General features: G+C 41.1%; 12 protein-coding genes. 6 read left to right on the top strand and 6 right to left on the bottom strand.

All coding sequences use genetic code 11. The features are described from left to right. Nucleotides 1–25 precede the first annotated feature (25 nt). Entirely contained in the window at nt 26–499 is a 474-nt protein-coding gene (locus AACU25_RS07165) for a CRR6 family NdhI maturation factor (RefSeq protein WP_096583557.1), read from the bottom strand. Nucleotides 500–1833: 1334 nt separating this feature from the next. Between AACU25_RS07165 and AACU25_RS07170 the strand changes: the two genes are divergently transcribed. The 3 genes from AACU25_RS07170 (at nt 1834) to AACU25_RS07180 (ending at nt 5127) form a co-directional block, all read left to right on the top strand. Continuing rightward, a complete protein-coding gene (locus AACU25_RS07170) occupies nt 1834–2280 on the top strand; it encodes a Fur family transcriptional regulator (RefSeq protein WP_045872930.1) in 447 nt (148 codons plus the stop codon). A 264-nt stretch (nt 2281–2544) separates the two neighbouring features. Next, entirely contained in the window at nt 2545–4344 is a 1800-nt protein-coding gene (locus AACU25_RS07175; RefSeq protein ID WP_096574537.1) for a DUF3685 domain-containing protein, read from the top strand. Between the two features lie 69 nt (nt 4345–4413). After that, nucleotides 4414–5127, top strand: coding sequence for a diacylglycerol/polyprenol kinase family protein (locus AACU25_RS07180; RefSeq protein ID WP_096574538.1), 714 nt, complete (start codon nt 4414–4416; stop codon nt 5125–5127). Between the two features lie 2 nt (nt 5128–5129). Here the strand turns inward: AACU25_RS07180 and AACU25_RS07185 are convergent, their stop codons facing one another. From AACU25_RS07185 to AACU25_RS07205, 5 genes are all read right to left on the bottom strand, one after another. Continuing rightward, nucleotides 5130–5333 carry a hypothetical protein gene (locus AACU25_RS07185; RefSeq protein ID WP_096574539.1) on the bottom strand — a complete coding sequence of 68 codons (204 nt, stop codon included), beginning with the start codon at nt 5331–5333 and terminating at the stop codon, nt 5130–5132. Between the two features lie 61 nt (nt 5334–5394). Continuing rightward, on the bottom strand, nt 5395–6864 hold the full coding sequence (locus tag AACU25_RS07190; RefSeq protein ID WP_096574540.1) for a dihydrolipoyl dehydrogenase family protein: 1470 nt from the start codon (nt 6862–6864) through the stop codon (nt 5395–5397). 351 nt (nt 6865–7215) lie between these two features. Continuing rightward, a complete protein-coding gene (gene cobD, locus AACU25_RS07195) occupies nt 7216–8292 on the bottom strand; it encodes a threonine-phosphate decarboxylase CobD (RefSeq protein ID WP_096574541.1) in 1077 nt (358 codons plus the stop codon). A 26-nt stretch (nt 8293–8318) separates the two neighbouring features. Beyond that, entirely contained in the window at nt 8319–8603 is a 285-nt protein-coding gene (locus tag AACU25_RS07200) for an HU family DNA-binding protein (RefSeq protein ID WP_009457351.1), read from the bottom strand. A 507-nt stretch (nt 8604–9110) separates the two neighbouring features. After that, nucleotides 9111–9605 carry a pentapeptide repeat-containing protein gene (locus AACU25_RS07205; RefSeq protein ID WP_096574543.1) on the bottom strand — a complete coding sequence of 165 codons (495 nt, stop codon included), beginning with the start codon at nt 9603–9605 and terminating at the stop codon, nt 9111–9113. 204 nt (nt 9606–9809) lie between these two features. On the opposite strand from AACU25_RS07205, the gene gcvT reads away from it, so the two are divergent. The 3 genes from gcvT to gcvP all read left to right on the top strand — a co-directional run bounded on the left by gcvT (nt 9810) and on the right by gcvP (nt 14721). Then, nucleotides 9810–10943, top strand: coding sequence for a glycine cleavage system aminomethyltransferase GcvT (gene gcvT, locus AACU25_RS07210; RefSeq protein ID WP_096574544.1), 1134 nt, complete (start codon nt 9810–9812; stop codon nt 10941–10943). A 260-nt stretch (nt 10944–11203) separates the two neighbouring features. Beyond that, a complete protein-coding gene (gene gcvH, locus AACU25_RS07215) occupies nt 11204–11593 on the top strand; it encodes a glycine cleavage system protein GcvH (RefSeq protein WP_096574545.1) in 390 nt (129 codons plus the stop codon). A 227-nt stretch (nt 11594–11820) separates the two neighbouring features. Then, entirely contained in the window at nt 11821–14721 is a 2901-nt protein-coding gene (gene gcvP / locus AACU25_RS07220) for an aminomethyl-transferring glycine dehydrogenase (RefSeq protein WP_096574546.1), read from the top strand. The last annotated feature ends 116 nt before the right edge of the window (nt 14722–14837 follow it).

The raw sequence follows: 14837 nt of genomic DNA on the forward strand, positions 1-14837 counted from the left end.
CCCTAAAGCTAATGCGTTGATATGTTTAAAATGCCTCAAAGAAAGCATCATCTAATTCATAACCTAGCATTTGCGCTAAGGATTTGAGGCGTGATTGGCTTGGTAAACCCTGCTGTTTTAACCAATCACTTAAAATAAATATTTTGTGCATCAGAAAGATTTCTAAGGCTTCGGGATTAAACTGAATCCCTTCTTTAGGACTAAACTGGTGTGGCACCAGCATGGCGGTGTAACGAGCAAATTCTCCAGCTTTCCAATCTAAGAGAAATGGTAGCCAGGGATATTTAGCATCCAGACGAACAAACCACAGCCGCACTTCAGGAATCTCCGAAAGTTCGCGGGGATCGCTTGGTTCTAAGGCATATTTGATATCGAAGCGTAGTTGCTGTTCTTGGGATACAATTGCTTGCTCTTGGAATATTTTTTCAATTACCGTTGAGACGGGCGATAGATCCAGATTGTTAATGGAATCAGTATTAATTGCGATCGTGATTGTCATTGACTCAGCAGCCACTCTATTTATGCTCAACTGTAGGCTTGAGAATACACAGTAGCAGCTTTCAGGTATAGTTGGTATATTTACGGCGAATTTATCAGGATTTTCAATTGCAAAATTAAAGACGCGAATAATATCGCGTCCCATAACGTCTTTGTCTATTTGCCGAAATTTAAAGGAATATCATCTTTCTAAGAGTTATTGGCATCCGTTTCCCTGCTAGACCTCCTGTTGCAAAGATTAGGTAGTCTGTGGCTAAGAATGACATATTGCCATTTGCACTTTGTGTTTGCCTAAAGTTTATACCTATTAACATTAATGCATTCATAGTTAATACCTGAAGGTATAAATTATATGATTTGCATATTCTCATCCTTGAAATTTTTATTTGCTCTAGTTACTTACTCCATGAAAATTACACATTAAATACTGAATACTGAAAGTGAAGAAAATCTTAATTTTGATTTGCGCGATATCAATATTAATTTTCGGATTTCTGTATTCACCTGTTAGACATTATGTAAATTTGCGGACGTTATGTTAATACGTGGATATGCTGAAATTTTAGGGTCTGGGACAATGATTTCCGTGTTAATTACATTACGATTTTTGCTTGGCGATGCTAAAAGAAAATCTCTTGCTTTTTCTGTAGTCAAACCACTCGACTGAGGTTTTGCGCTAGAGCGTTTATTAGCAAGGATTTAGGGAATTTAAGCTCTTAGTGATAAATTCCCTGTTTCTCAAATATTAAAAAAAGTTGAAAATAAAACCTATTTCTAAAGTAAATATTAAATTATCTCAGGTAAGTTAAGCTCACTATGATGTTTCATTTTTGAAAGATTCAAATATTTTTTGCATGATGATACATGAATCAATCGTTCACGATTTCTAGCAATCCTGATAAATTGAGTTGATTGGTGGCAACTTACTGAAAAAACTATTTTAAATTAGGGCAAGTTGCTACTCTTACTTATCGTATTTTTATCATATTCAATGTAGCAAATAAAACTTTTGTACTGAAAATATTTTTACTAAAAAAGTCAATATACAATCAATATTTCTTGACCTTGCAGGCAAACAAGAGACGAAAAAGCTTGCCCTTAGTGGACATTACTCACTATTTTAAGCTAAAGTTGTAATGAGTTTGCTTTAGACTAGGATGTGACAAAACAACAGTCAACAAACAAAAAAATTCTTGCCCTAGCGTGTGATTTTCGCAGCGTTAAAAAGCAATCGCCCAGGTAGAGGTGCAAAGTAATAGGAATATCCTCGCATATACGAACAACCCATTAACCTTGAAATGGGAAAATTAGCCCAATAGTTAACAAACTTATAATATGCAAAAACAAACAATATCTACCAAACCAATTCGTTCTCTAGAAGATGCGCTTGAGCAGTGTCAACTGCTAGGAATGCGGGTTAGTCGCCAGCGGCGCTTTATTCTAGAACTGCTTTGGCAAGCTAAGGAACATCTATCTGCTAGAGAGATTTACGATCGCTTAAACCAACAAGGTAAAGAAATCGGTCATACCTCTGTTTATCAAAATTTAGAAGCTTTATCTAGTCAAGGTATTATTGAGTGTATTGAACGTTGCGACGGTCGTTTGTACGGTAATATTAGTGACTCTCATAGTCATGTTAACTGTCTAGATACTAACCAGATTCTTGATGTGCATATAGAGCTACCAGAAGATTTTGTTCGCCAAGTTGAACAGCAGACTGGAGTACGGATTACTGATTACAGCATCAACTTTTATGGTTATCGTAACCCGCAAGCAAGCTGAGTGGATATAGATCAATGGGACAGGGGAACAGGGAATAGAGACGAAAGTTGACTGTAATTGACTAAACGAAGTATTAGCTTAGTAGTCTAGAAAACTTTGACAGTTACGTAGTTAGCATTTTAGTTATTAAATCAAAGCTGCAGCTGTTGCTTGTAGTAACTATGATGCTGGGTGCGAAAACAAGTCACAATGGGTAGGACTAACCAAAATACCAATGCTGTTTTCTAGCTAAGGTAAAACAGCCTATCTGTTGTTGAACAGACTATGAGCGATCGCCCTTTAAAATTCTTGTTAATTGACCAAGACCCTATCTTCCGATTAGGACTGCGGGTAGCGTTGGCAGAAATTCCGAATTTGCAAATAGTATCGGAAGTTGAAACAGATACGGCTGCTTTGCAAGTTTTGGCAGAATTAGCCCAGCAAGACCCTAATTATGTCAATTTGGTGGTTTTGGAATTAGGTAATCCTCGCTTTCCTCAGCTTCAGCAGCAGGGATTACAATTTTGTAGACAACTAAAAGTTTTATACCCCAATCTTCCTGTATTACTCCTTAGTTCGGTTACAGAACCGGAATTACTTTTAGCAGCCAAAGCTGCTGGTGTAAATGGCTATTGTCCTAAAGGAACTGCTGTGTCTGAGTTGGTTACAGCTATGCAAGCAGTAGCACAAGGTGGTTCCTTTTGGTTTACAGTTGGGCTAGCTCAAAACTCAGCACTCCCAACTCAGAACTCAGTACTTACTCAAAATTCCCCACTTCCTTTTGCTAGGCTGCGAAATAATTGGCGTTTGTCAGGGATTGCTTACATTGAAGCTAGCCTCAACTCAGTAACAGCACAATTGCAAGTGCCAGGATTACCAGTGATGGATCAAGCGATTCTAGCAGGACGGCGACGAGAACTATTAGCAGCGCGTTGGTTGCTGAATCACTTGCTAGCTGCACCACAAGAAAGACAACCAGAACCGCAAGTCATACCTGATGCTATGCAATTACCGTCTCCTATGACTTCGCTGAATAATGCGATCGCTCCATCAAATACATCAAATTTAATACAACTACAAGATTCTTTACCTTTACTTAGCCCTAGAACACTGCAATCTAATTTATTTGCAGCTTGTATCACCAAATTACAATTACCTTTAGAAAATGTTACAGATATTCCTTTAGAGATTGATATTCTGCGTGTTGATAAAAAGCGAGAATTGCTTTATTTAATTTTGCAGAAACTAGCTAAACAGTTAGATGAACTGCGCGTTGCTGAGATATCAATCAATCAATTATATGATTTAAAAAATTCTCTGATATATGATTTGTGGCAATCCACAGTCGCAGATTTTTTTGGCAGATTTTCTCGTTTGCAAGTAGGCGATCGCAAATTAGAAATCGTCAATATATTGCTACAAAATCCGCAACCAATACAAACAGCAATTCTGCAAAAAATTCCTTTATTAATGGAGTTATTTACGTATTTGCTCTTTCAAAGAGATTTACAAATAGATAATACTTCTTACCCAGCAGATAGCCCAGAAGCACAGTCACAAGCATTAATGATTTTAGAAAACTTCTTAATTCAATTAGCAAATGGGGTAGTACAACCGCTACTTAATTATTTTGCTGATGTAGAAGTGATTAAACAAGATTTTTATGACCGCAGATTAATTTCCACGAGGGAGATTGAACGTTTTAGAAATGATTTGTCTTGGAAATATCGTTTAAATAATTATATTAATGAGCCAACGGCAATTTTTGAAAGCCGCTATGAGCTATTTGTATTCGCGCCACGTGGAATTGCGAAAACCTCAATTTACGCACCTCGTAATCAGGAATTAACCCAACTATCTGGGATGCCACTAGCGGTAACATTACTGTTAGAATTTAGGGATGCGATCGCACCTCGCTTAAAATCACTATTAGCGATTTTTGGTAGTGGTATTGTCTTCATTCTCACCCAAGTAATTGGTCGGGGTTTGGGTTTAATTGGTCGCGGAATTTTACAAGGAATTGGTAATGTTTCGTTAACAGACAAAAACCTGAGGCGTAATAGCGAAAAAAGACAGAGGGGATAAATAATTCAAAATTAAAAATTATGTTTTGTTCTCTGTTAGCTATTACAAACAGCAAACGCTAAATGACAAATGACCAACAATGATTTTATCGGATTAGCAGCATCTTATAGTTATGCGATCGCACTGCTTCTCTTTGGTGAGGGATTAGGGAGGCTATTTCATGTCCCACCAAATCTGACTCGGAAAATTATCCATGTGGGTGCAGGAATGTGGGTATTTGGGATACTGCTACTATTTCACAGTTGGGAAATAGGCATTGTACCGTTTGCTAGCTTTATTGTCGTTAATTACTTGCTTTATCGTTACCGAATTTTTAAAGCAATGGATACCGATGACAGTTCACCAGGTACAGTTTATTTTGCAATTTCCGTAACGCTGTTGTTTGGATTGCTGTGGCGACCATCTGGGCCAGTAGATAATGTTGCGATCGCGGTGGCTGGAGTCATGGCGATGACTTGGGGAGATGCGCTAGCAGCATTAATTGGTAGGCGTTTCGGACAGCATAAATATCAGGTGGGAAGTTCTATCCGTTCTTGGGAGGGTTCAGTAACGATGTTGCTTGTGAGTACGATAGTAATTTTTTTAGTATTGCTGTTACTACCAAGTTCATTACTGAGTCCTTTAGCAGTAACTTATAGTTTTGAAAAAGCTTTTTTAGCTGCTGTTATTAGCGGTGCTTTTGCAACCTTAGCTGAAGGTGTTTCACCTCACGGTACAGATAACCTCAGCGTTCCCTTAGTTACAGCAGGTGTTGTTTGGTTATTTAACTATTTTTATGTATAGCTTTAAGCTTCATCATTACCAAAAGTGACACAAGGACTGTCAATTTCTTGTGCTGGATTAAAGGAACTACAAAACATAACTCTAGCGCAATTAATACCTGATTCTTCGGGATGAATGCATTCGATAAAATCTTCTACTTTTATATGAAAAGCGCAGTCATGACAGATACTTTGAGATGGCGGTGTTTGCAGAGATTCTTCATTCATATTGGTCAAGTATTTGAAGATAAAAAATACTCCAAAACAGCAAATAATATAGAAAAATATTTTATAAATTCCAATCGCGACGAACAGCAAAGAAACTTTCGATAAATTCTTGCCAAGCAATGTTACTATTGGATTTTTGTTGAAGCCAATCTCTGGTACATTGCTCAATAATTTCTGTAAAACTGGGATACAAGGGAGACAAATTTTCTAAATGCTGAATTTTAGTATTTTGAGACATTGCTAAAGCGATGAAATTAATTAACTCTCCTGCTGTTGAGCCAAATATTTCGGCTCCTAAAATTTCTCCGTTGCGTAAAACAATTAATTTACAAATACCTGTAGTTTCACCACGAATTTGGGCTGATGCTAATGATTTAAAATATTGACGTAAAACTAAAATCTCATTGGGATTATATTGCCGTCTTGCTTGTGTCTCTGTTAAACCTATTTTTGCTAACATCGGTTGCAAAAATATTCCTAAAGGAATGCACCGATAATTAACTTGTAATTTTGAGAAAAAGAGGGCATTTTTGATGGCGATTCTCGCTTCATAATTAGCAACATTAGCAAAGTCATAACCACCAATCACATCACCACAAGCATAAATGCGGGGGTTGGTAGTTTGCAGTTTATTATTTACTACTAAATGCCGTTTATACCATTTCACATCTACTGCTGCTAAATTGAGAGATTCAACATTTGGTTGCTGTCCCGTTGCCACTATAATTTCATCAGTTTCTATTGCCTTATCTCCAGCTTGAATCCACTTTTTATTATCAATTCGCATGACTTGAGTGACGGGTGTATCTGTCAAGACACGCACACCATCAATTTCTAACTGTGCTTGCAATAGTTGGGCAATTTCTGGATCGATATCCGGTAGAATTTGCGGACGTTTGACAACCAGTGTCACATGACAACCCAAGCGTACTAAGGTTTGCGCTACTTCTATACTTTGGGGAACACCGCCAAGAATAATCCATTCTTTGGGCAATAATGTCTTGGATTTGCAGCGTTCATCAAGGAATTGCCAAATATTCCCTAAAGTAAGGTAATCGGTAGTTGATAATCCTTCAATTTCGGGTATAGCTGGACGAGAACCACTAGCTAGTAAATAAGTGCGTGCGCGTAGTAGGCGTTGGCTAACAGCAAATACGAGATGAGGGGAAGATTGAAATTGACCATTCTCACAAATAACATCAACTCCCATAGCCGCCAGGTGAGGAAGAGAATGTTGTGCTTCTAAATTAGCGATCGCATTTTTTGCATATAGTATCGCCTCTGGCAATGCCACAGATATTGGTGTTTGTTGTGGAGTTTCAACTTGTGAAGAATGAATATTCAGCCCAACTTGATTATTGAGATGCTGTGCTAAGTTGCCGATTTCGCTAATCGTTTGGTGATACACAAACCCATAATTAACTTTGGGTTCTACCAAAGCAACTTTAGCACGTAGTTGGGTAGCAACTAGGGCAGCGTAGCGTCCAGCCAGACTACCACCAATAATTACAACATCGTAGTCAATAGTCATTAGCTAAGTAGTTGTGCAAGATACATTTATGGAGAGGTAACAAGGAACAGAAGAACAATCTGTGTACTTAATTCTATGGAGATACTTAATATTTATTAATAATAATCAGGACTTATGCAACTGGCACAGTGATCCTCTGGCATAAGAGTCAAGGGTCAAAAATTTAGGTTTTTTGGACTTTTGACATTTGAACGCCAGTTCACTCAACGCAGGGAACCTCCGCACGTGACTGGCTCCCCTTGACAAACCTAAACGAAAAAAACATGACACTTGCGTAATTCCTAATAATGATTTAGTGAGTGGCCAGTTGAAAATCAAAAATCACTGGCCACTAAAAACTGACAACAGAACTCAGCACTCACTACTCATAACTGAGTGTAACGCCGTGAGTAAGCGTTGATTATCGACTTGAGTACGTACAGCAACTCTAAAAAAGCGATCGCCTAGTTCTTTAAAACTCAGGCAATCACGAATTAAAACCTGATGATGCTTGAGTAATTGCTGCTGTAAATGAGAAACAGACTCTTTTGACTCTACCAGTAAAAAGTTAGCAGCACCTTTTCCTGGTGTTAATCCTGGAATGGCTTCTAAACCCCCCAAGAGTTGATTTCTTGCAGGGGGTAACCATAACCAAGTTTGCTGTTGAAATTCCCTATCTTGAAGTGCCGCAATTGCCGCCGCAGCCGCTAACGTGTTTACTGGCCAGGGGTCACGCCACAATTGCCATCTTGATAGGCGGTGAGGATGAGCGATCGCATATCCCAGTCTCAGCCCTGGGAGACTGTAAAATTTTGTGAGCGATCGCAACACTACTAAATTCTCGTATTCCTGTATCAGCGAAATCAGACTTTGTTCCTCTTCGGGAGGTAAAAAGTCCATAAACGCTTCATCTACCACTACCAAACCAAACTGATCCAGGTAGGGAAGAATTGATTGCCGCAAAAAAAGTTTTCCTGTTGGGTTATGGGGATTATTGAGGAGTAGCCCTACTTCTTTTAAGTTTTGTGCTTTGTCAAGAAACAATGACAAATCTGCCTCAGATTCCCAATTAACAGGGAACTCCAGTAATTGAGCGTTATATGCCGATAGAGTTCGGTAGTAGTCGCCAAAAGCTGGAGTCATAACAACTGTTGCGGCTAATTCTGCCAATTCCCGACCTACTAAAGTAAGTAATTCTGCCGAGCCGTTACCTGGCAGAATAAACTCAGAAGGCAGTTCATGAAAGTGACTGAGAGCTAATCTCAGTTCACTGTAACTGGGATCTGGATAGTGCCGAAGATTACCAATATGGGACTGAATAGCCGCGATCGCGCTATCAGGTGGCCCCAAAGGGCTAATACTGGCAGAAAAATCCAGAATGGCATCAGGGGGACAGCCAGCCAGCGCTGCTGCCCAAGCTAAATTCCCCCCGTGTGCAGGTTGCCGCATCAAATCTAGGTTCCTAAGCAGAAAACCTATGATTTTGGGGGTGCAACCTTTTCCCTAAACAACTTCCCAGCAGAGAAAGCTGGAACTTTAGTGGCGGGAATTTCCATCTTTTCATTGGTTTTGGGGTTACGACCTTCACGGGCTTTACGTTCCCGTGATTCAAAGGAACCAAAACCAACTAGGGTTACCTTATCGCCAGAGGAAACAGCTTCGATAATTGTTTCCAAAGCAGCAGTTAAAACTGCGTCTGCTTGCTTCTTGGTAACGCTAGCCTTTTCAGCTACTGCATCAACTAATTCACCTTTGTTCATATAAACTCCTTGAGGTTTACTTGAGATTCTCTACAGATGCACCCTGATGCATCTTTACCAAAATCTCTGTTTTGGGGGATACAAAAGTCTGCCTTTGGGAGCATTTTTACTCAAAATGCCTGCAAATCCCATTGGCTCGACTTTTCAATGAATCATTCTAAGGTGAACAAGCCAGATGTGGATATATGAAACCATTAATTTATATAGATTTCAGGATTTTTTGTGATTTTAGGGTCAATGTTGCCCTCGAAACCAGCATTTTGGTAGGAAAAAATACTTAGTGAAAACTCTGGTGTCGGGGACTGGGGATTGGGGACTGGGGATTGGGGACTGGGGATTGGGGACTGGGGATTGGGGACTGGGGATTGGGGATTGGGGATTGGGGATTGGGGATTTGGGATGAGGGATGAGGGAGATGAGGGAGATGAGGGAGAATATAAATCTCTATTACCCATTACCCATTACCAATTACCCCATGCCCCATGCCCCATGCCCCATGCCCATTTCCTATTTACACCCTAAAGACTCGCGGGTATCTATGCCAGTTTTGGAATTTACGCCGCTGGCTTTGGCACAAAGTTTTTTAACTTGGACTCCGTCTAAGACGGCATTGGTAAAATCTGCGCCTGTGATGTCCACATCATCGAAGGTGGAACGCAACATCATGGCATCTGTTAACACCGCATCGCTTAAATTAGCGCTTCTGAATTTTGCTAAGTAGGCAATTCCGTTACTAAAATCAACACCATGAAAATTTACTCCCTGTAAGACGGTACCGTTAAAAACGCCGCCTCGGAGGTCAGCATTACTGAAATTGGCGTTTTCTAAATCAACGTTGGTAAATTCGCTGCCAATCAGGCTTTGCCCTGAGTAATCTTTGCCTTTGAGTTCATCGCCAGCAGAACGGGTAATACTGGAGGAACTTGCAGCTTCGGCTGATAGAGGAAACAAAAAAAGAACCAAAGCTAAGACAAAGCTAGCTAATAGTTGCCAATATTTCATAATTTCTGCTTAATAAATCTCAACATTTACATCTTTCAATATTAAACAGCACTGGAATGAAGGATGAAGTGTGAAATTTTCAGCCCACCCTCAAAGAATTCCCAGAGTCAAATCCTTTAGCTTTTAGCCTTCAGCCGTCATCCTTCAGCCTTTCTCGTAGGATATATACAATGTGAAAGTGCGATCGCAAAAGCAAAAGTACCTGTGGCTAATCAAAAAATAGAAATTGTTCCATCTTTGCTGCGAACCCCTTTATACCAGTTGGGGTTAAAACTCAAAGCCCGCTTTACTAACTTTAGTGGTTGGGAAATGCCAGTGCAGTATTCTGGCATTACTCGCGAACATGAAGCTGTAAGAAATGAAGCAGGAATGTTCGATATTTCCCACATGGGTAAATTTACTCTTCAAGGTAAAAACCCTATTGAGCAGTTACAAAAGCTAGTTCCATCAGACTTAAACCGCTTAAAGCCAGGTCAAGCGCAATACACTGTATTATTAAATCCCCAGGGTGGAATTATTGATGACATCATTATTTATTACCAAGGAGAAGACAGTACTGGTAAACAGCAAGTAGCAATTATTGTTAACGCCGGAACTACAGATAAAGATAAAGCCTGGTTATTACAACACCTAGATTTAAATGCCGTAGAATTCCAAGATTTGTCACAAGACAAAGCTTTAATTGCTGTACAAGGGCCAAAAGCTGTTCAATATCTTCAACCTTTTGTAGAAGCGGATTTAAATCCAATTAAAGCCTTTGGTCACCTGCAAGCGCCTGTACTAGGAAAAACTGCCTTCCTCGCCCGCACAGGTTATACGGGAGAAGATGGATTTGAGGTCATGGTCGATCCAGAGGTGGGTATAGAATTGTGGCAACATCTTGCTGATGCTGGGGTAATTCCCTGTGGGTTGGGTGCGAGAGACACTCTGCGCCTAGAAGCAGCAATGGCACTTTATGGGCAAGATATCGACGACACCACCACCCCCCTAGAAGCGGGTTTGGGTTGGTTAGTTCATTTAGATACTAAAGGTGATTTTATTGGTCGTGCTGTTTTAGAAGAACAGAAAGCCAATAAATTAAAGCGCCGTTTGGTAGGTTTACAGATGCAAGGCAGGAATATTGCCCGTCATGGTTACCAAGTATTATCTTCAGGTAAAGTAGTAGGGGAAGTTACCAGTGGCACACTGTCGCCTACACTCGGTTATCCTGTTGCCTTAGCTTATGTACCTTCCCAGCTTGCAACTATTGGTCAGCAACTGGAAGTAGAAATTCGCGGTAAAGCTTATCCAGCAGATGTAGTTAAACGTCCTTTTTATCGCTCAAAAAATCGGGGGTGAAAGGGCATAGGGCATAGGGCATGGGGCATTGGTAATAGGTAATGGGTAATAGGTAATGGGTAATGGGTAATAGGTAATGGGTAATCTGAAATATCCCCCTTATCCTCCTCATCTACCTCATCCCCCAATCACCAGTCCCCAATCCCTTTTTCAAAAATAATCTGTTGTGAATTAGTAAATCTACAGTATGGTTAATTACCAGATATGCCTTGGAATCATGTATTAGCCATAATGTTTTTGATGTGGAGGGGTCAGTAAATATGTCTTTTGAATATCCTCAGGATTTAAAATACCTGGATACTCATGAATACGTACGCTTAGAGGGCGAAATTGCTACCATTGGTATTACTGAGTTTGCTGTCGATCAATTAGGTGATGTCGTATTCTTGGAATTGCCAGAAGTTGGCGATGCTATTACCAAAGGTGATACCTTTGGCTCGATTGAATCAGTCAAAGCTGTAGAAGACCTGAATGCACCAGTTACCGGCACAGTTATAGAACGCAATGATGATTTGATTGATTCTCCAGAACAGGTGGCTGAAGACCCTTACGGCGAGGCTTGGTTAGTCAAAGTTCGGGTCAACGATCCTGATGAGGTTCATGATGCTTTAAATGCAGATGAATATCGCGCCCAGGTAGAAGGGGAATAGTGGGGATTGGGGATTGGGGAACTCGGGGCCCCCTCTGGGGATAAGGGGTAATGGGGATTGGGGATGAGGAAGATGAGGGGGATAAGGGGATATTTCCGATTACCCATTATCAATTACCTATTACCAATGCCCAATTCCCCATGCCCCATGCCCAATTCCCAATTCCCCCAACTTATTTACATTAGTTATTGCAAAATATTAAATAGTAATATCGGGAGAGCAATTTAGTGGTAAGCTACGCCCCTATTCCTAAGTCTAGCGATCGCCAAATCGCGACTGAAGGGAAACAAAATTTAGATAATTTTAGAAAAAGGCATATTGGGCCTAACTCTGATGATATCGAGCAAATGCTTGGTGTCTTAGGCCTTCCCAGTCTAGATGTGCTGATAAACAAAACTGTGCCCCAAGCTATTCGTTTGCAAGGGGCATTAAATTTACCAGAGGCGCAGACTGAGTACGCAGCCCTGGCAAAATTAAAACAAATTGCTGAGAAAAATCAGGTTTTTCGCTCATTTATTGGGATGGGATATTACGATTGCATCACGCCTGCGGTGATTGCGCGTAATATTCTGGAAAATCCTGGTTGGTATACTGCCTATACTCCCTATCAGCCAGAAATTGCCCAAGGGCGCTTGGAAGCGCTGCTGAATTTCCAAACGATGATTATTGATTTAACGGGTTTGGAAATTGCTAATGCTTCGTTACTCGATGAAGCTACAGCCGCAGCAGAGGCAATGAGTTTGAGCTACGGTGTTTGTAAAAATAAGGCAAATACCTATTTTGTCTCCCGTGATTGTCATCCTCAAACTATCGATGTGCTGCAAACACGGGCTGAACCTTTGGGGATAAATATTATTATTGGCGATCATCAAACCTTTGATTTTGAAAAACCAATTTTTGGGGCGATTCTCCAATACCCGGCTAGCGATGGCACAATTTACGACTACCGCGCTTTTATCGAAAAAGCCCATGCTAACGGTGCATTGGTGACGGTAGCAGCTGATCCTCTCAGCTTAACTTTGCTGACACCTCCGGGTGAATTTGGTGCTGATATTGCTATTGGTAGTACTCAGCGTTTTGGTATTCCTTTGGGATTTGGCGGGCCTCATGCGGCTTACATGGCAACCAAAGAAGAGTATAAGCGGCAGGTGCCAGGGCGAATAGTTGGTGTATCCAAAGATGCCCAAGGAAAGCCTGCATTGCGCCTGGCTTTACAAACCCGCGAACAACATATTCGCCGGGAAAAAGCTACGAGTAATATTTGTACTGCCCAAGTTCTGTTAGCTGTGATGGCGAGTATGTACGCAGTCTATCACGGGCCAGATGGACTGAAGGCGATCGCAGAAAATATCCACAACCTCACGGGAATTTTGGCAGATGGCTTAAAACGTCTGGGTTACAAAATTAGTTCTGAATCTTTCTTTGATACCTTGCAGGTAGAGTTAGGAACACACAGCCTAGAAAAAATTCTGGAAGGTTGCCAAGAACATAATATTAACCTGCGAATTTTTGATGAGACTGCTGTGGGTATCTCTTTAGATGAGACAACTACAGTAGATGACGTTCAAGATTTGTTAGAAATCTTTGCTTTGGGTAAAGAACTATCTTTTACCATCGCCGAACTAACTGCTGCGCCGCTTCCTCTATCCCGCAGTAGCAGTTACCTCACTCATCCTGTATTTAACCGCTATCACTCGGAAACTGAGTTATTACGTTATCTACACAAACTAGAAAGTAAGGATTTGTCTTTAACGACATCGATGATTCCCTTGGGGTCATGCACGATGAAGTTAAATGCCACATCAGAGATGATACCAGTCACCTGGGCAGAATTTGGCAAGATTCATCCTTTTGCACCACCCTCGCAAACACGGGGTTATCAAATCCTCTTCCAGCAACTTGAAGCTTGGTTAGCAGAAATTACTGGATTTGCAGGAATTTCGCTGCAACCAAATGCAGGTTCCCAAGGCGAATACGCGGGGCTGTTGGTGATTCGTCACTATCACGCCAGCCGCAACGAAGGACACCGCAATGTCTGCTTAATTCCTACCTCCGCACATGGCACAAACCCTGCTAGTGCGGTGATGTGTGGCATGAAAGTTGTCGCCGTCGCTTGCGACGCAGACGGTAATATTGATATTGCTGACCTCAAGGCAAAAGCAGAGAAGCATAGTCATGAACTCGCTGCTTTGATGGTGACATATCCCTCAACTCATGGGGTGTTCGAGGAAGCAATTCAAGAAATCTGTGAGATTGTCCATAAGCATGGCGGACAAGTTTACATGGATGGCGCGAATATGAACGCCCAAGTTGGAATTTGCCGTCCGGGTGATATTGGCGCTGATGTCTGTCACCTAAACTTACACAAAACCTTCTGTATCCCTCATGGTGGCGGCGGCCCAGGTATGGGGCCCATTGGGGTAGCTTCCCATCTTGTCCCCTTCCTTCCTGGACATCCTGTTATCTCCCTCAATAAAACTCAGCACTCTCAGGGTGCTGTGGCGGCTGCGCCTTGGGGAAGTGCCAGTATTTTGGTGATTTCCTGGATGTATATTGCGATGATGGGAGCAGATGGATTGACAGAAGCCACCAAAGTGGCAATTCTCAACGCTAACTATATAGCCAAGAGACTTGAGGAATATTATCCCGTTTTATACAAAGGGAAAAATGGCCTAGTTGCCCATGAATGTATTTTAGATTTGCGATCGCTCAAAAAATCTGCGGCTATCGAAATTGATGATGTTGCCAAACGGCTAATGGACTACGGCTTCCATGCGCCGACTGTCTCCTGGCCTGTGGCAGGTACAATCATGGTGGAACCCACAGAAAGCGAATCAAAAGCAGAATTGGATCGTTTTTGTGAGGCTTTGATTTCTATTCGCCAAGAAATTGCCGAAATTGAAAATGGCAAGATGGATGCTCAAGATAATCTCTTGAAAAATGCACCCCATACTGTTGAAAGTTTAATTACTGGAGAATGGCATCATTCTTATTCTCGAGAACAAGCAGCCTACCCTGCACCTTGGACAAGAGAACATAAATTCTGGCCTGCTGTTGGGCGCATTGACGCTGCATTTGGCGACAGAAATTTTGTTTGTTCTTGTCTGCCAATGGATGCTTATTCCTAGCAATCGCTGCTGTTAAAAATTAATCATTAAATCTCACGCAAAGGCGCAAAGTCTTTGCGTGATTTTTTATTTTTGCATGAATACCAATTTGAAAAAAGAACGCGACAGATGAGTAG

This window comes from Tolypothrix tenuis PCC 7101, from assembly GCF_963874875.1.
Classification (GTDB): Bacteria; Cyanobacteriota; Cyanobacteriia; order Cyanobacteriales; family Nostocaceae; genus Aulosira; species Aulosira tenue.